Origin of the sequence: Plantibacter sp. VKM Ac-2880, from assembly GCF_015351235.1 — a bacterium.
Taxonomy (GTDB): Bacteria; Actinomycetota; Actinomycetes; order Actinomycetales; family Microbacteriaceae; genus Plantibacter.
Map to the genome: position 1 here is coordinate 584,777 of NZ_JADKSJ010000002.1, position 15,156 is coordinate 599,932.

The following is a 15,156-nucleotide window of genomic DNA, read 5'->3' on the forward strand; positions in this document are numbered from 1 at the left end:
GACCACAGGCGCAGAGTCGAGGAGATCCGGATGCCGGCTACACGTCGCATTCCGACACAGGAGCGCGGTCAGGCGACGCAGCAGGCTGTCGTCGAGGGAGCCGCGAAGGTGTTCGACCGCATCGGGTTCGGGAACGCGAGTCTCTCGATGATCGCGGAGGCCTCGGGCGTCTCACAGGGTTCGATGTACTTCCACTTCAAGTCGAAGGAGCAGATCGCCCTGGCGGTCATCCACGAGCAGCACGCCCGATCCTTTCCGGTCATGGCGCAGATCAGCGCGCAGTACGACGGGGTCCTCGAGCGACTCATCCGCGCTTCGCGGGCCATCGTCGACCAGCTCGAGCACGACCCGGTCGTCCGTGCCGGCATCCGACTCGCCCTCGACGAAGGCTCGCTCAGCGCACCCGCGGGCGACTTCTACGAGGACTGGATCGCCGGGACTGCCCTCGAACTCGCATCCGCGCTCGACGAGGGCGAGCTGCAGAGCTCGATGGAGGCGCCGGATCTGGCGCGGACCCTCATCGGCTTCTTCACCGGGGTGCAGCTCACCGCCCAGGCGACCCTCGGTCGAGGCGACGTCGCCGGGTCGGTCGACCGGATGTGGCGGCTCACGATCGACGCCATCGTTCCCGAAGCCGGCCGAGCTGCCGCGAACCGGATCCGCGAGCAGGCGTTCGAGCAGTAGCTCCCTGCCGAGGCTCGGTCGGGCGCGGTAGCCTCGTGCGGCAAGCGCGCTGACCGCGAAGGAGAAGCATGACCGAGGTCGCCGCACCGCTGCTGGAGATGCTGTGGGAGAACGACGATCCCGTGAAGGTCATCGCCGCACGGTTCGGGCTCGACGACGCCACTGCGGCAGGCAGCTGGGTCGCCGCAACCGTCGGTGAGCACTGGGGCGTCGAGGTCGAATCGGTCACGCGGATCGTGATGAGCGGCCACAACGCCCTGGCCTGGATCAGCGCGGCGTCCGGACCGTTCCTCGCGAAGTGGTCCGTCCTCCCGACGAAGTTCCCTCGGCTGACGGCACTGACCCAGCTCACCGCCTGGCTCGGTGAACAGGGACTGCCCGTGTCGGCACCCGTGCCCTCCCTCGACGGGCGGGTGCAGGTGGAGACCGGCGAGCGGACGTCGATGAGCCTCCAACGCCAGATCACCGGGCTCCTCCTGGACGTCGCGGAACCCAGCAGGTCCGAGCGGCCGGGGCTGCTCTCGCCAGGCTGCACTCCGCCTTGGCTCACTACCCGAGCACCGGGGACATCCATGCGTTCACTGGTCCGCCCAAGCCGCTGGCGGCACGGATCACCGACTGGCTGGAGTCCGGCCGTTCGGGTGTGCTGACGCCCGCAGTGCGTGAGCAGATTATCCGGTTCGTCGCCCGCGCGCCGTCCGAGGAGTTGTCGGCGCAGCTCGTCCACGGGGATTTCCGGTCCTCGAACATCCTGTGCACCGGACACGACGTCACGGCGGTCTTGGACTTCGAGGAAGCCCGATTCGACCACCCCGTCATGGAGTTGGCCCAATCGGCGGTGATGTTGGGGACCCGTTTCCGAGACTGGGGACCGGTCCCGCCCGACGTCCACACCTGGCTCCGCGAGGGGTACGAATCCGAGCGCCCGCTGACGAGGGCGGAGGCCGACTGGTGGAACCTCCTCGTGCTGTGGTTCTCCTTCCTCCTCGTTCCTCCGGGAGAAGATCCGACCGGATGGGGCCCGGCGGCGCGTGCGCTCCTCCCCGAGATGACCACCTGACGCGGGGCGTCGACTGACACGTACCGCGGACGTTGCTGCCGGTGCAGGCTCAGGTGAGGACCGGCAGCGCCCAGCCACTCAGGACCGCACCCGCGGCGAGCACCGCCCCAGCCGCACAGACGAGGCCCGCACTGATCCTCCTGGCGAGACCGAGACGGCCGCGCAGCCGTGTGACGGTGTCGACGTACTCCTCCAGCTCCCCCGCGAAACGACGCAGCAGCGCATCGTCGGCAGGCGTTGTCGGAGTAGCGGTCGTCGGCTCGGACAGGCGTTCCACCGCGCGCGCACACGCTGCTATCCGCAGCTGCACCGCGCCCGCGACCTGCTGAACGATGACCCCTCCAGCCAAGATCAACGCACCGAACGAGGTCACCAGGATCGGCAGCGTTTGCGCCAGTTCCGCCTCCGAGTAGTCGTCGAGCGGACCGACGTACGCCGCGCCCAGAACGAAGCCGACGCCCAACACCGCCACGACGACCACCAACGCACCGGGCCAGGTGGTGAGGGGCTCATCGACCAGCTTCCGGAACCGCTGGATGTTCTGCACCTGAACCATGCATCGAACCTACCGGCGTCAGGAATCCTCGTACAGCGCCGGTCGGCTCGTCTGGTGCGCCGGGCACCCATCCGATTACCACTGGTAACGTGGTACCTCTCGGTGACCAAAGGAGCGCGATGACCTCGAACCCGCCCGTATGGAACGTGATGCTGGACACCTGTCCGTCTCGCACCTCGCTCGCCAGGATCGCGAACAAGTGGACCGCCATGATCGTGATCGCGCTGAGCGAGGGTCCCGCGCGATTCGGAACGGTCCGGCAGGCGGTCGGTGGGATCAGCGGGAAGGTGCTGGCCAGCACGCTTCGTGACCTCGAGCGCGACGGCATCCTCACGCGAACCGCCTACGACGAGATGCCGCCGAGAGTCGAGTACGAGCTCACACCGCTCGGGCAGACGCTGCGGGAGCCACTGATGGCGTTGGGTCTGTGGGCCGAGCAGCACATCGAAGAGGTCCTGGGGGCACGAGACGCGTTCGACGACCGACGTGCCGACGAAACGGGTTCGACGCCGGAGTCCGAGAAGCTGCCGCGAAGGGGCCTCTGACCCGGCCGGTTACCTTGATGTAACCGGGGCCCGGTGTGCGCTACTGGGCTCATGAACATTCTCGTACACGGCGCCACCGGCGCCCAGGGCGGCCCCGTCGCCGCCAAACTCATCGAACTCGGCCACACCGTCAGGGGCGGCGTCCGCAACCCGCAGGCGTATTCGGCTGGAAATGCGATCGCTCTCGACCTGGACGACGTCTCCACACTCACCACGGCCTACGAGGACGTCGACGGCGTCTTCGTGCACCTGCCGCTCGGTTCCCCCGAGCAGCTGCAGGCCTGGGCGAAGACCATCGCCATGGCGATCGGTTCGGCTCGGCCCGCGCGGGTGGTGGTGTCGTCCAGCGGGTACCCGGTCGATTTCACGGCAGAGCACCCCAGCGCGATCGTGACGCTCCTCCGTGGGCTCGAGGGAAGCGGCGTGTCGACGGCGGTCATCGCACCACGGTTGTACCTGGAGAACCTGCTGGCCCCGCACATCGTCGGCGCCGTCCGGACCGACGGCGTGCTGCGGTACCCGCTCCGCGAGGACTACGCCGTCTCCTGGTCATCCCACCTCGACGTCGCAGACGTCGCCGCCGGCCTGTTCGCCGACACCGACATCACCGGAGTCGTCGATCTCGGTGCGCTGCCAGGCCTCCTCGGCGCGGACCTCGCCCGGAGCTTCGGCGAACACTTCGGCCGTGAAGTGCGGTTCGAAGCGCAGAGCCCCGCAGAGATGGGCGCGGAGATGGCCGTCCTGATCGGCGAAGAAGCGATCCAGCCGGTGGTCGCGATGTACACCCACCGCTTGACCCAACCGTCGGACGTGATCGACGAGTCGAGCAGCGCTCAGGAGCGACTGGGGATCGCGCCCCGCTCCGTGTCGCAGTGGCTCACGGATATGGGAGTCTGACCCGCCGCGCGGCCGCCGACCCTGAACTCGCCCCGTCCAGCCGACACTGGACGGGGCCAGCGGACTAGAGTTCAGGCCAGGGGCGAGTGCGCGACGATGCGGAGGACCGGTGAGTTCTGAGACCTTCGTGTTGCTCGCCGTCTCCGTGATGGTCGCCGGGTCGTGCGCGCTGTTGTTCGTCGTCGACAGCCGCCAGTCGCTGTCCGGCCGGTACATCAACCTCTGGCTCACGGCCTCGATGCTCGCCGTGCTCTGCACCGCGTCCTACCTCGCCGCGACGGCGCTGGGGGATCCGCCGCTGGCCGTGGCGTTGGGGAACGGTGCGATGGTCGGAGCTGTCGGGTTCGTCTGGTTGGGCTGCCAGGCGTTCAACGGTCGACGGGTCCGGTTCTGGCAGGTCATCGCCGTGGCACTGATCGCCATGATCCTGACGTTCCTCCCCGATACCCACACCCCGAACTGGGCGGGCGTCATCCCGAAATTGCTGGGCCTGAGCCTCTTCGCCACCCTGACCGCGGTCGAATCCCGGAGAGGTCTCTTCGGATCGTTCCGGGTGAGTTGGGCGATGACCATCGTGCAGGCGCTCCATGCGTCCTACAGCGCAGCACGGGCCGTGATCTTCGGTCTCGGCGGTCCCGATGGTGGCGCGTTCGAGCAGTATTTCAACACCGAGATCACAACGGTGATCAACCTGGTGTTCGTGGTCGTCACCACCTTGGTCCTGGTGTTCCTGCGGGTCGAAGAGCTCTCCAGTCGGCGCGCGAGCGGAGGCCCCGGTTCCTTCACGACGGCCCGTCGACTCCAGGCACTCCATCGGGAGCACCCCGGTTCCGTGATCCTCTCCGCCGAGATCGTCGATCTGACCGTGGTCAAAGCCGCCTACGGCGTCGCGCACGCGAACGAGCTGGTGAGCCGGCTCATCGACAGTGTCGTCCAGTCGAGCCCTGGTGCCCTCGCGGTCGCCAGCACCCGCCGAGGCACGGTCCTGCTCCTGCTGCCGCAACAGCACGAGCGCGAGGATCGGGAGGTCGGCGCTGCGATCGAGGACGCCTACTGGAAGCTGTCGGTCGCGCTGGTCGACGGCTACGCGAGCACCCTGCGGATCACGACGCTCTGAAGGGTGCCGCGACCGCTCGTGCTGCGATCGCTAGCGCTTGTCGCGTCGGAAGCGGGCCTCGCGGCTCGCAATGTGCACACCGAAGCCCGTCGTCCCGGCAGCGAAGGCGGTGATCACGACGAGGATCGCGAGCTCGTCGCCTGCGGCGTAGGCGAACGCGGCGACGAACAGCGTGATCACAGCCGCGACCACGAGCAGCGCACCGACGATCTCACCCCGGCTCCCGAACATCTCCCGCATGCCCCCAAGCGTGCAACAGGAGCCGTCGAATCACAACATCCGACAGGTGGATCCTGGTCACGACCGACGCGGCGTGCGCTCGCTAGGAAGGCTCGCTAGGCGAGTTCCAGAACGGCGGTCGATCCGAGCACCATGCCGATGGCCGCTTCGGTCTTCGCGTCGTCGGTGTACGCGCCCAGCCGGATGTCTCGGCGACCACCGCTGATGAAGGTGAGTTCCACGAAGACGGTCTCGACGGCCTCTGAGCCCTCGACGTCCTCGTCCCGGTACAACTTCGTCTCCCACGAGACGCTCACGATGCTCTCGGTGTTGAAGAATTCGCGCTTCTTCCCGGTGCCGACGTCAGCAAGGAACCATGCCATGTTTGTCCCACATTCTCGGGCCGAAATTCGACCAGTGATCGTATTCTACCGGCGACGTCGACGCGAACCGCTTCGGACGGTTCGCCGGCGAACGGTGTCCTGCCAGAGCATCCCTCGCTCGCTCGGACCGCCGTACGGTGGATCCCATGGACATCACCGCCGTACCCGGATCCCCGTCGGCCGATCCGGGAGCACCGATGACGCTCCCGGAGTTACTCGCCGTCCTGAACGCCGGCGAGACCATCGCAGGCGGTTCACCCGGGCACGCGGTCATGCACGACACCAGCCAGGAAGCCCTCCGGATCGCGGGCGAACTCAACACCGGGTACCACCCACCCGCCCGGGTGAGGGAGTTGCTGGCCGAGCTGACCGGCCGTCCCATCGATGAGACGGTGACCCTGTTCCCGCCGTTCACCGCCGACTTCGGCAAGAACATCCGGATCGGCGCCCGGGTGTTCATCAACTCCGGATGCCGCTTCCAGGACCAGGGCGGTATCTCGATCGGCGACGACTGCCTGATCGGGCACAACGCTGTCATCGCAACGCTCCAGCACGGTATGGAGCCCAGCAGGCGGGCCGACCTCATCCCCTCCCCCGTCGTCATCGGGCGGAACGTCTGGCTCGGAGCCAACGTCACCGTCCTCCCCGGGGTCACCATCGGTGACGACTCCGTCATCGGTGCCGGCTCGGTCGTCACGAAGGACATCCCGGCCGGGGTGATCGCCGTCGGTTCCCCCGCACGCGTCGTCCGGGCCATCGACGGCTGACCGCCAGTGCGCGGCATCCAGGCTCCGCCGAGTGCAGGCCACGTCACGCGGAGCCCGCACCGCCGCTCGCCCTGTCGCCTCGTGGAACCGCCGACCGACCCGAACCGCATTCGACCACATCAGACCGCGAAGTCGCTCGGCCACCCGTGGTCGGCGAGGGACCGGCGCACACGTTCCACGTCCTCGTCGCTCGGCAGCTCTGCGGTGACCTGGGCGATCGCCGTGGCGACGTCGACACGACTGAGCGACGGGTCGCCCTCCGCCGCGAGGCGCGCACCCACCTCGGCGACCTCAGCGTCACTCAACCGCCTTCGGAGGAGCGCCACGAGGGGGACGAAGTCCTGCTCGGGGAGCCCCGCGGGGTACCCGGCTCGGAGCCAGCGCACGATGCGGGCGACCAGCCCTCCGCGCTCCCCGAGCAGGTTCGCGCGACCCGCGCCGGCGTCGGTGTGATCGGCCGCTTCCGCACGGACGTCGTCCGGGCTGCCGAGCGGCCACCCCGCGCTCGCGAGCCGGGCTGAGACCCGGACGAGGTCCTCCGGGAGCGCCGGTCCGAGGAGGAGCTGTTCGACACGCGCCCGCAGACGGTCCTGACCGACGGGCTCGCCGACGGCATCGGCGTTCTCCGCTTCGACGACCAGTCCCGCGACCACCTGGTCCAGCTCCTCGGGGGTGAGGCTCCGTCGAAGGATGCCGAGCAGCGGCACGTAGTCGTGTTCGGGCACGCCCGTCGGGTATCCGGCGCGGAGCCAACCGACGACCCGCGCCACCACGCCGGACCCACCACTCGCGACCTCGACGCCGTCCGCGTCTCCGCCGGTCTCGTGCGACATGCTCAGTCCTTCGGGGTGAAGGTCGGGATGACGTGGTCGAAGCTGACCTCCTGCCCGAACCCGGTGGCGACGATGATCGTGAGTCCGACCAGCACCGCCGCGACGACGACGGCGAAGCACAGCACGCCGATCGCGCGGAGCAGCGCCGGCGGCAGCGCGGGCGGCAGCGCGGGCGTGCCGGACCCATTCCGGTCGGCGGAACCGGCGCCACCAGCGACCGCGAACGAGCGGACACCCACGGCGAACAGCGTGGGAAGACCCGCGCCCAGTACGAGTGCGATGACGGCCACCTGGGCGGCGGCCTCGAGGAAGAGCATGAACATGTCCGTCGTCCTTACGCTGCGGTCTGCTGCGACGAGCGGGCGGGGGCGTCCTGCCAGTCGTCGTTCACGTTATGGGATCCGATGCTGTCGCGACGCGATCGGAGGTAGATGAAGAGCGCGACGCCGGCGAGGATCGCGACCATGAGGATTCCGCCGATCGCACCACCCACGAGGTGGCCGACCCACCACATCACCGCGCCCATGAGCGCGGCGGCCGGGAGCGTGATGACCCAGGCGATGACCATCCGCAAGGCCACGCGCCAGCGCACCTGAGCCCCCGGTCGGCCGACCCCGGAGCCGAGGATCGATCCGGTCGCGACGTGGGTGGTGCTGAGCGCGAAGCCGAGGTGGCTCGAAGCGAGGATCACGGCGGCGGAGGAGCTCTCGGCCGCCATGCCCTGCGGGGTGTTCAACTCCACGATGCCCTTGCCGACGGTGCGGATGATCCGCCACCCACCGATGTACGTGCCGAGCGAGATCGCCAGGGCACACGCGAGCTTCACCCAGAGCGGAACGGACTCGGTGTCGTCCCAGCCGCCGGCCGCGATGAGCGCGAGGGTGATGACGCCCATCGTCTTCTGTGCATCGTTCGTGCCGTGGGCGAGCGAGACGAGTGACGCGCTGCCGATCTGCCCGATCCGGAACCCGCGGTGGAGACGCCCCTGCGCGATGTTGCCGATGACGCGGAAGACGAGCCAGGTGCCGATGGCCGCCACCGCGCCGGCGAGCACGGGCGACATGAGCGCCGGGAGGATGACCTTGCCGACGACGCCGTCGAGCTTGGAACCGTCACCGGCCCAGTTCACGCCGTTCAGGCCGAGGCCCGCGAGCGTGGAGCCGATGAGGCCACCGAAGAGCGCGTGTGACGAGCTCGACGGCAGCCCGAGGAGCCAGGTGAGCAGGTTCCAGATGATGCCACCGATGAGGCCGGCGAGCACGATGAGCAGGAGCGCCGAGCCGCCTCCCTCGAGGAGCGCCGGATCGGGAGCGCCCGACGAGTCCTGGATCTTGACGACCGCGTTCGTGACGGTGAGGGCGACCTCGATGCTGAGGAACGCGCCCACGAGGTTCAGCACCGCCGAGAGGGTGACGGCGACCTTCGGCGGCAGCGCGCCGGTGGCGATGGAGGTCGCCATCGCATTCGCCGTGTCGTGGAATCCGTTCGTGAAATCGAAGGCGAGTGCCGTGATCACGACGAGCGAGAGCAGGATGATGGGGTCCACGGCGACGAGCTTGCTCCTCGATCGCTGGATCGACAACGGGTGCTCGGGCGGATTCACCGACTGTTCACGTTTCGTGGAAACCGTCGGCCGATTCCGCCCGTTCGGTCTCTGGCGGGCGGCCTCGGCAGTGCGATGACGCGGAGCCGACACCCTCAGCCAACAGGTGCAGGTTCCTTCTTCGGCTTGACCTCAAGTGAACTTGAGGTTTTACGGTTGTCGAGTGGCAGGACTGCTACACGGCGAACGTCGAGTTCTTCGACGATCGGATCGCCGGGCGGCACACCCAGGACGGGGATGCTCGCCTTCGATGATCCGATCATCGCCGCGCTTGAACCTCAGGGGGAACACGCATGACCGTCGCTGAACCGCGAGTCGCCATCGTCGGGGCAGGCCCGGCCGGCATCTACGCCGCCGATATCCTCCTCGGCCTCGCACCGGCAGCCTCGATCGACCTGTTCGAGAAACTTCCGGCGCCCTACGGCCTGGTCCGGTATGGGGTCGCCCCGGATCATCCGCGCATCCGCAAGATCACCGACGCCTTGCACGACGTGCTGGTGAGCCCGCGCATCCGCCTGCTCTGCAACGTCGAGATCGGCGTCGACGTCGAGATCGAGGAACTGCGGGCGGCCTACGACGGGGTCATCGTCGCGACGGGTGCCGACCTCGATGTCCGCCTCGACATCCCGGGGATCGACCTCCCCGGATCCTTCGGCGCCGCGGCCTTCGTCGCCTGGTACGACGGGCACCCGGATGTCGGGCGCACCTGGCCTCTCGAGGCGGAATCGGTCGCAGTGCTCGGCGCGGGCAACGTGGCGCTCGACGTCACCCGGATCCTCGCGAAACACGCCTCCGCGCTGACACACACGGACACCCCCGATGCCGTACTGGATCAGCTCGCCGCCAGTCCACTGCGCGAGGTGCACCTGTTCGCCCGGCGAGGCCCGGCCGATGTGCGCTTCTCGGCGATGGAGCTGCGCGAACTCGCCGAGCAGGACGACGTCGACGTGATCGTCGACGCGGAGGAACTCGTCCTGGATGAGCACGCCGAGCGAATGGTCGCGCAGTTCTCGCAGCGCCGCGTCGTCGTGCGCACGATGACGGAGTGGGCCGCGCTCGGTCCGGCGGTCCGGACGGCCTCGCGCCGCATCCACCTGCACCTGCGTCAGCGTCCGGTTCGTCTGCTGGGCGCGGACCGCGTGACCGGCATCGAGATGGAGCGCACCGCATCGGATGAGCTGGGACGGATGGTCGGAACCGGCGAGCTGCTGCGCTACGACGTCGGAGCCGTGTACCGGGCCGTGGGCTACCGCTCGGCCGCGGTTCCCGGGATGCCGTTCGACGCGGATCGCGGAGTCGTCCCCCACACCGACGGGCGAGTCGTGGACGGGGCGGGAGTGCCGATCCCACGGCTGTATGCCACCGGCTGGATCAAGCGCGGGCCGATCGGGCTCATCGGCTCGACCAAGTCGGATGCTGCGCAGACCGTCCGTCACCTCGTCGACGATCTCGCCGAGACCGAGCCCATCTCGCGCTGGGAAGAATCGATCGATCGACTCGACCACGCTGTCGACCTCGGCGGCTGGCTGCGCATCGACGCCGCCGAGCGCAGCGCCGGAGCTGAACGGGGACGGGAGCGGACGAAGATCGTCGACCGCGATGAGATGCTGGCGCATGCGAAACAGGAACAGACGACGGATCAGCGCCGCCGCGGCGTGACGGGAACCTTCCGCTGATCGGTAGGTCGTCCAGCACCGCGCTCAGCTGTGCGTCGTGTTCGCCCGGATCTCCTCGACGGTCATCTCCGGTGCGCCGCCGGCGGCAGCCTCCGGGTCCATCCAGACGAAGTCCCAGTGGTGGCCGTCGAGGTCGTCGAAGCTCTTCGAATACATGAAGCCATGGTCCTGCTCGCCGGCAGGTGTCGCTCCGCTCGCGATGGCCTTCTCGACGATCGAGTCGACGTCGCCTCTGCTCTCGGCGCTCAGCGCGAGCTGCACCTCGGTGGAGGTGGTGGCGTCGATGATCGTCTTGCTCGTGAACTCCGCGAAGAACTCCCGGGTGAGCAACATCGCGGTGATCGTGTCGCTGATGACCACGCTCACCGCGTTCTCGTCGCTGAACCCCTCGTTGATCGAGTACCCGAGTGCCTCGAAGAACACCCGAGACCGGACCAGGTCGTTGACGGGCAGATTGACGAAGATCATGGTGGGCATCAGGGCCGTCTCTCTCGAGGGCGCCGGCGGCACGGTGCCGTCGATCGTGTCTGCATCATCGCGAGGGTGGCCGACGACGTCAAGAGGAAATCGAGTAGGGACGGCTTGAACGCCGTCACGCCTGTGCATGAGCTGTCCGACCGTTCCTCAGGCCGGAGTGACGGCAGGTCGGATCGCTGACGCGATGAGTCCGCGTCAGCCCTTCCGCCGACGGAGGATGCTCCACCAGACGAGCCCGGCGAGGCCGATCGCGAGGTACACCGCGCTGAGGATGTACCCTCCGGCGCTGCCTCCGCCCATGGCCGTGGTGATCGAGACGAGGAAGGCTGCGAGCAGTCCGAGTTCGGACGCTTCGTCTCGGCGAAGCGACGGGACGCCGGCCTCGCACAGCGGGAGCTCGCACAGCACGTGTACGTCACCGAGTCCGCGGTGTCGAAGTGGGAGCGCGGGCTCTCCTATCCAGACAACTCGCTCGTCCCGCTGTTCGCCGTACTGGTCGCGACCCAGCCTGCATCGGATGGCTAAGGTCCCGAGAGACAGCGGGGCAGAAGCTACGGCGAGACGACAAGAGGGCGGCGCACCCGAAGCGCCGCCCCACACACCAGAGCAGCGGCTCACGCGGAACCCGAATCCGTGTTCGCAACGCCGCTCCGGTTGGAAGCGATGCTAGGCCCACTGCACAGCGTGCGCAAGGTATTCCGGCTATCTAGCAATACCGGCGTAACGAATCGCTTCGACCAGTGACCGAGCGCCGCCATCCGCTGGGGACGCCGGGCAACGGAGACCCTCAGTGCTGCACGTTCAACCACCGTCGCCGTGCCGGTCTCGGCTTCCATGAGTGAATCCGACGGACGCTGTTCCGCTGAGCGCTTCATCACCTGCAGGTGCTTCTGGGGTCTCCGCGAACTGCGTGCGGTGCAGCTCCTCGTATCGGCCACTCAGGGCCAGGAGCTCCTCGTGCGTACCCCGCTCCACGATCGAACCGTCCTCGACCACGAGGATCAGGTCTGCGCTGCGGATGGTCGAGAGGCGGTGGGCGATCACCATCGCCGTTCGGCCCTCGAGGGCCTCGCTGAGCGCCGCCTGCACAGCTGCCTCCGATGTCGAGTCCAGCGCCGCCGTCGCCTCGTCGAGGATGACGACACGTGGCTGGGCGAGGAGGAGCCTCGCGATGGTCATTCTCTGGCGTTCGCCACCCGACAGCCGGTACCCGCGTTCGCCGACCATGGTGTCGAGCTGGTCCGGCAGCGACCGGATGAGCGGCTCGAGTCGCGCACGGCGAACGGCGTCCCACACCTCCTCGTCGGATGCCTCCGGCCTGGCCAGGCGCAGGTTGGAGAGGATGGTCTCGTGGAACAGGTGGCCGTCTTGGGTCACCATGCCCAGGGTGTGCCGCATGGAGGCGAAGCTGACGTCGCGAACGTCGGTGCCCCCGAGGCGCACGGCGCCGCTGTCGACGTCGTACAGGCGTGAAAGGAGTTGGGCGATCGTGGACTTACCGGCGCCGGACGTCCCGACGAGGGCGACGGTCTGGCCCGGCTCGATGCTGAAGGAGATGCCGTGCAGCACCTCGTCGCCGCCGCGGGTGTCGAGCGTCGAAACCTCTTCGAGCGAGGCGAGCGACACCTTGTCGGCGGACGGGTAGGCGAAACGCACATCGTCGAACTCGACGGACACGGGTCCCTCGGGGACGGTGACGGCGTCGGCCTTCTCCTGGATGAGCGGCTTGAGATCCAGCACCTCGAAGACGCGCTCGAAGCTGACCACAGCGCTCATGATCTCGACCCGGGCGTTCGCGAGGCCGGTCAGGGGCACGTAGAGCCGGGTGAGCAGGAGCGCCAGGGTGACCACCTCTCCGGTGTCGAGCTGGCCGGCGAGTGCGAGGGTGCCGCCGAGCCCGTACACGAGCGCGAGGGCGAGGGCGGACACGAGCATCAGCGCGGTGACGAAGACGAACTGCAGCATCGCCGTGCGTACCCCGATGTCTCGCACGCGGGCGGCGCGCACGCGGAACTCCTCGGCCTCTTCGTCAGGCCGGCCGAACAGCTTCACGAGGGTGGCGCCGGGTGCCGAGAACCGCTCGGTCATCTGCGTGCTCATCGCCGAATTGTGGTCGGCTGCTTCGCGACGCAGCGCTGCGAGGCGACGACCCATGCGGCGCGCGGGGATCAGGAAGATCGGAAGCATGATCACGGCGAGGACCGTCACGAGCCAGGACGTGCTGAGCATGACGATCAAGGTGAGGATCAGCGCCACGATGTTCGTGACCACGCCGGACAGCGTGCCGCTGAAGGCCTGCTGAGCGCCGATCACGTCGTTGTTGAGGCGGCTCACCAGGGCGCCGGTCCGCGTTCGGGTGAAGAATGCGATCGGCATCTTCTGCACGTGGTTGAAGACAGCGGTGCGCAAGTCCAAGATCACGCCCTCGCCGATCCGTGCCGAGAACCATCGCGTCACGAGCGACACGGCGGCATCGGCGAGAGCAACGAGGGCGATGACGACGGCGAGCCACACGATGGTCGTGACCGCTCCCCGGGCGACGATGACGTCGACCACCTTTCCGGCGAGCACCGGCGTCGCGACCGCGAGGAAGGCTCCCCCGATGGACAGCGTGATGAAGATCACGAGCTTCGACCGGTAGGGCACCGCGAACGTCAGGATCCGCTTCACCGACTCGCGGGAGAAACCGTGCTTGCCATCCTTGGCGGACGAGATCTTGTAGAGCGAGCTCCAGGCCGCGCTTTCCATGCTCATTGCGGTTCCTTCCGTGGGCGCCAGCCCTAACGTAGATGCCGGGTGTCCAAACCCGAAATCCTCTTCACCTGCACCGTGAAGCACAGACGCGATCCGATCGGACCGCGATAGTAGGGTGCCGATCGTGACGAGACGGAAGTGTGGGTGTCGAAGGAGGCGGCATGATCGCAGAACTGAACAGACTGGTCGAACTGGTCGAAGGTCGTCTGGACGACGACCTTGACGTTGCATCCTTGGCGAGGGAACTTGGCATGACGGAGTACCACCTCCGTCGGATGTTCTCGTCGCTTGCTGGGATGCCGCTGTCGGAGTACATCCGGCGGCGCCGTATGTCGGTCGCGGCAGCAGACGTTCTCGGAACCGACGATCTGCTGAGCATCGCGGTGCGCTACGGCTACGGATCGACCGAGGCCTTCGGCCGAGCGTTCCGATCGGTGCACGGCGTCAGCGTCGGCGACGTCAAGCGAGACGGCGGCCCCCTTCGAACACAACCGCAGATCAGGTTCCGCCTGACCGTAGAAGGGAACATCACCATGGACACCCGAATCACCGACCGGCCGGCATTCCTGCTCGCCGGCCACGCCACCCGCGTGCCGCTCATCCATGAAGGCATCAATCCACACATCCAAGCCCACATCGCCTCACTGCCGGCGGCAGAACACGCACGCCTCAAAACTCTAAGCGACACCGAACCGGCCGGCCTGCTCCAGGTCAGCGCCGACGTCGACCCGGACTACACCGAGGGAAGCGAACTGACCTACCTGCACGGCGTAGCCGTCACGGGCGCGGCCCCGGTGCCCGACGATCTCGACACGATCGAGGTTCCGGCCGGCTCGTGGGCGGTGTTCCACACCGAGGGCGAGTACCCGGCCGCGCTGCAGGAGGCATGGGCTGCGACCGCGACTGATTGGTTCCCGTCGAACCCATGGCGACTCCGGCCCGGCCCGTCCATCGTCGCGGTGCTCGACCGTGCCGACGACTTCAGCACGGCAGCTTGCGAGCTCTGGCTCCCCGTCGAGCGCGCTTGACGGAGTGGACCTGTCGGCCGCGGGACGCCGGCAGGTCCGCCGCCCGGCTCAGGACTCACAGGCGTCGAAGTCCGCCTGGGTCGCACCCTCAGGAGTGATCACCCCGACACCACTACGCTCCGGGTCGGCGACGTCGAAGCCGCGTTCGCGCAGACAGATCGCCAGCTTGAGCTGTTGTTCATCGAACTCCTGGATGGTCAGTTGCTTCACGTCGGAGGGCGGCGGCGGGCCCACCTGCTTCTCGCATCGGACCGAGGCGGCGTTGAACGCCTCCTCATCGGTGACGTTCGGGCTATAGGAGCCGTCGGGGTCGGGATCCGGGTAGTCGATCCCCTCGTCGCGCATGCAGGACGCGAACTCGAGCTGCCAATCCTGTTCCGACTGTGCGGACGATTTCCCGGCGCCATTGTCGGACGTGCCCTGCGTTGTGCTGCCACAACCGGCGAGGACGACCATGAGCAGCGGGGCGGCGAGCATCGCTGCGGCCAAGCGGGGCCGGGGTACCCGCACCGTCGCGCTGCTCTGACGGCGGGAAGGAAGTGACGTGAACATGTTTT

General features: G+C 68.0%; 20 protein-coding genes and 1 pseudogene. 10 read left to right on the forward strand and 11 right to left on the reverse strand.

Annotated features, from left to right (window positions below):
• The first annotated feature begins 30 nt into the window (after nucleotides 1-30).
• The 3 genes from ITJ57_RS14850 to ITJ57_RS19480 all read left to right on the forward strand — a co-directional run bounded on the left by ITJ57_RS14850 (nucleotide 31) and on the right by ITJ57_RS19480 (nucleotide 1,744).
• The gene (locus tag ITJ57_RS14850) at nucleotides 31-684 is read left to right on the forward strand and encodes a ScbR family autoregulator-binding transcription factor (protein ID WP_194670846.1); all 654 of its coding nucleotides are present in this window, start codon (nucleotides 31-33) and stop codon (nucleotides 682-684) included.
• A 68-nt stretch (nucleotides 685-752) separates the two neighbouring features.
• The gene (locus ITJ57_RS19475; protein WP_228507272.1) at nucleotides 753-1,334 is read left to right on the forward strand and encodes a hypothetical protein; all 582 of its coding nucleotides are present in this window, start codon (nucleotides 753-755) and stop codon (nucleotides 1,332-1,334) included.
• Nucleotides 1,226-1,744: a phosphotransferase enzyme family protein gene (locus ITJ57_RS19480; RefSeq protein WP_228507274.1), complete on the forward strand. Its 519-nt coding sequence runs from the start codon at nucleotides 1,226-1,228 to the stop codon at nucleotides 1,742-1,744. Before ITJ57_RS19475 ends, ITJ57_RS19480 begins: the two co-directional genes overlap by 109 nt.
• Nucleotides 1,745-1,793: 49 nt before the next feature.
• Here ITJ57_RS19480 and ITJ57_RS14860 read toward each other — a convergent pair whose 3' ends face one another.
• The gene (locus ITJ57_RS14860; protein ID WP_194670847.1) at nucleotides 1,794-2,300 is read right to left on the reverse strand and encodes a hypothetical protein; all 507 of its coding nucleotides are present in this window, start codon (nucleotides 2,298-2,300) and stop codon (nucleotides 1,794-1,796) included.
• 119 nt (nucleotides 2,301-2,419) lie between these two features.
• Between ITJ57_RS14860 and ITJ57_RS14865 the strand changes: the two genes are divergently transcribed.
• From ITJ57_RS14865 to ITJ57_RS14875, 3 genes are all read left to right on the forward strand, one after another.
• Nucleotides 2,420-2,845, forward strand: coding sequence for a helix-turn-helix domain-containing protein (locus tag ITJ57_RS14865; protein WP_194670848.1), 426 nt, complete (start codon nucleotides 2,420-2,422; stop codon nucleotides 2,843-2,845).
• Nucleotides 2,846-2,896: 51 nt separating this feature from the next.
• Complete coding sequence (locus ITJ57_RS14870) at nucleotides 2,897-3,742, forward strand: NAD(P)H-binding protein (protein ID WP_194670849.1); 846 nt, start codon at nucleotides 2,897-2,899, stop codon at nucleotides 3,740-3,742.
• Between the two features lie 109 nt (nucleotides 3,743-3,851).
• Nucleotides 3,852-4,859 (forward strand): hypothetical protein, encoded by a 1,008-nt coding sequence (locus ITJ57_RS14875; protein ID WP_194670850.1) that lies wholly within the window; start codon nucleotides 3,852-3,854, stop codon nucleotides 4,857-4,859.
• 30 nt (nucleotides 4,860-4,889) lie between these two features.
• On the opposite strand, the gene ITJ57_RS14880 is transcribed toward ITJ57_RS14875, so the two are convergent.
• Nucleotides 4,890-5,099, reverse strand: a complete 210-nt coding sequence (locus tag ITJ57_RS14880) for a hypothetical protein (RefSeq protein ID WP_194670851.1) — start codon at nucleotides 5,097-5,099, stop codon at nucleotides 4,890-4,892.
• Nucleotides 5,100-5,194: 95 nt separating this feature from the next.
• Nucleotides 5,195-5,461: a hypothetical protein gene (locus tag ITJ57_RS14885; RefSeq protein ID WP_194670852.1), complete on the reverse strand. Its 267-nt coding sequence runs from the start codon at nucleotides 5,459-5,461 to the stop codon at nucleotides 5,195-5,197.
• A 197-nt stretch (nucleotides 5,462-5,658) separates the two neighbouring features.
• Between ITJ57_RS14885 and ITJ57_RS14890 the strand changes: the two genes are divergently transcribed.
• Nucleotides 5,659-6,228 (forward strand): sugar O-acetyltransferase, encoded by a 570-nt coding sequence (locus ITJ57_RS14890; protein WP_194671476.1) that lies wholly within the window; start codon nucleotides 5,659-5,661, stop codon nucleotides 6,226-6,228.
• A 119-nt stretch (nucleotides 6,229-6,347) separates the two neighbouring features.
• Here the strand turns inward: ITJ57_RS14890 and ITJ57_RS14895 are convergent, their stop codons facing one another.
• The 4 genes from ITJ57_RS14895 to ITJ57_RS19850 all read right to left on the reverse strand — a co-directional run bounded on the left by ITJ57_RS14895 (nucleotide 6,348) and on the right by ITJ57_RS19850 (nucleotide 8,927).
• A complete protein-coding gene (locus ITJ57_RS14895; protein ID WP_194670853.1) occupies nucleotides 6,348-7,061 on the reverse strand; it encodes a DUF3349 domain-containing protein in 714 nt (237 codons plus the stop codon).
• A gap of 2 nt (nucleotides 7,062-7,063) precedes the next feature.
• Nucleotides 7,064-7,384: a hypothetical protein gene (locus ITJ57_RS14900; protein ID WP_194670854.1), complete on the reverse strand. Its 321-nt coding sequence runs from the start codon at nucleotides 7,382-7,384 to the stop codon at nucleotides 7,064-7,066.
• Between the two features lie 11 nt (nucleotides 7,385-7,395).
• Nucleotides 7,396-8,607 (reverse strand): inorganic phosphate transporter, encoded by a 1,212-nt coding sequence (locus ITJ57_RS14905; protein WP_194670855.1) that lies wholly within the window; start codon nucleotides 8,605-8,607, stop codon nucleotides 7,396-7,398.
• 152 nt (nucleotides 8,608-8,759) lie between these two features.
• Nucleotides 8,760-8,927 carry a hypothetical protein gene (locus ITJ57_RS19850; protein ID WP_194670856.1) on the reverse strand — a complete coding sequence of 56 codons (168 nt, stop codon included), beginning with the start codon at nucleotides 8,925-8,927 and terminating at the stop codon, nucleotides 8,760-8,762.
• Between the two features lie 30 nt (nucleotides 8,928-8,957).
• On the opposite strand from ITJ57_RS19850, the gene ITJ57_RS14915 reads away from it, so the two are divergent.
• Nucleotides 8,958-10,340, forward strand: coding sequence for an FAD-dependent oxidoreductase (locus tag ITJ57_RS14915; RefSeq protein ID WP_194670857.1), 1,383 nt, complete (start codon nucleotides 8,958-8,960; stop codon nucleotides 10,338-10,340).
• 24 nt (nucleotides 10,341-10,364) lie between these two features.
• Here ITJ57_RS14915 and ITJ57_RS14920 read toward each other — a convergent pair whose 3' ends face one another.
• Together ITJ57_RS14920 and ITJ57_RS14925 are read right to left on the reverse strand one after the other, a co-directional pair.
• Nucleotides 10,365-10,817 (reverse strand): VOC family protein, encoded by a 453-nt coding sequence (locus ITJ57_RS14920; RefSeq protein ID WP_228507276.1) that lies wholly within the window; start codon nucleotides 10,815-10,817, stop codon nucleotides 10,365-10,367.
• 195 nt (nucleotides 10,818-11,012) lie between these two features.
• Nucleotides 11,013-11,225 (reverse strand): hypothetical protein, encoded by a 213-nt coding sequence (locus ITJ57_RS14925; RefSeq protein ID WP_194670858.1) that lies wholly within the window; start codon nucleotides 11,223-11,225, stop codon nucleotides 11,013-11,015.
• Between ITJ57_RS14925 and ITJ57_RS19855 the strand changes: the two are divergent.
• A pseudogene (locus ITJ57_RS19855) lies at nucleotides 11,217-11,342 on the forward strand (hypothetical protein); the annotation flags it as partial. The gene ITJ57_RS14925 and the pseudogene ITJ57_RS19855 overlap by 9 nt on opposite strands.
• Nucleotides 11,343-11,618: 276 nt before the next feature.
• Here ITJ57_RS19855 and ITJ57_RS14935 read toward each other — a convergent pair.
• The gene (locus ITJ57_RS14935) at nucleotides 11,619-13,571 is read right to left on the reverse strand and encodes an ABC transporter ATP-binding protein (RefSeq protein WP_194670859.1); all 1,953 of its coding nucleotides are present in this window, start codon (nucleotides 13,569-13,571) and stop codon (nucleotides 11,619-11,621) included.
• Nucleotides 13,572-13,732: 161 nt separating this feature from the next.
• On the opposite strand from ITJ57_RS14935, the gene ITJ57_RS14940 reads away from it, so the two are divergent.
• Nucleotides 13,733-14,599, forward strand: coding sequence for an AraC family transcriptional regulator (locus ITJ57_RS14940; RefSeq protein WP_194670860.1), 867 nt, complete (start codon nucleotides 13,733-13,735; stop codon nucleotides 14,597-14,599).
• A 48-nt stretch (nucleotides 14,600-14,647) separates the two neighbouring features.
• Here the strand turns inward: ITJ57_RS14940 and ITJ57_RS14945 are convergent, their stop codons facing one another.
• Nucleotides 14,648-15,076, reverse strand: a complete 429-nt coding sequence (locus ITJ57_RS14945) for a hypothetical protein (RefSeq protein WP_194670861.1) — start codon at nucleotides 15,074-15,076, stop codon at nucleotides 14,648-14,650.
• Nucleotides 15,077-15,156: the final 80 nt, after the last annotated feature.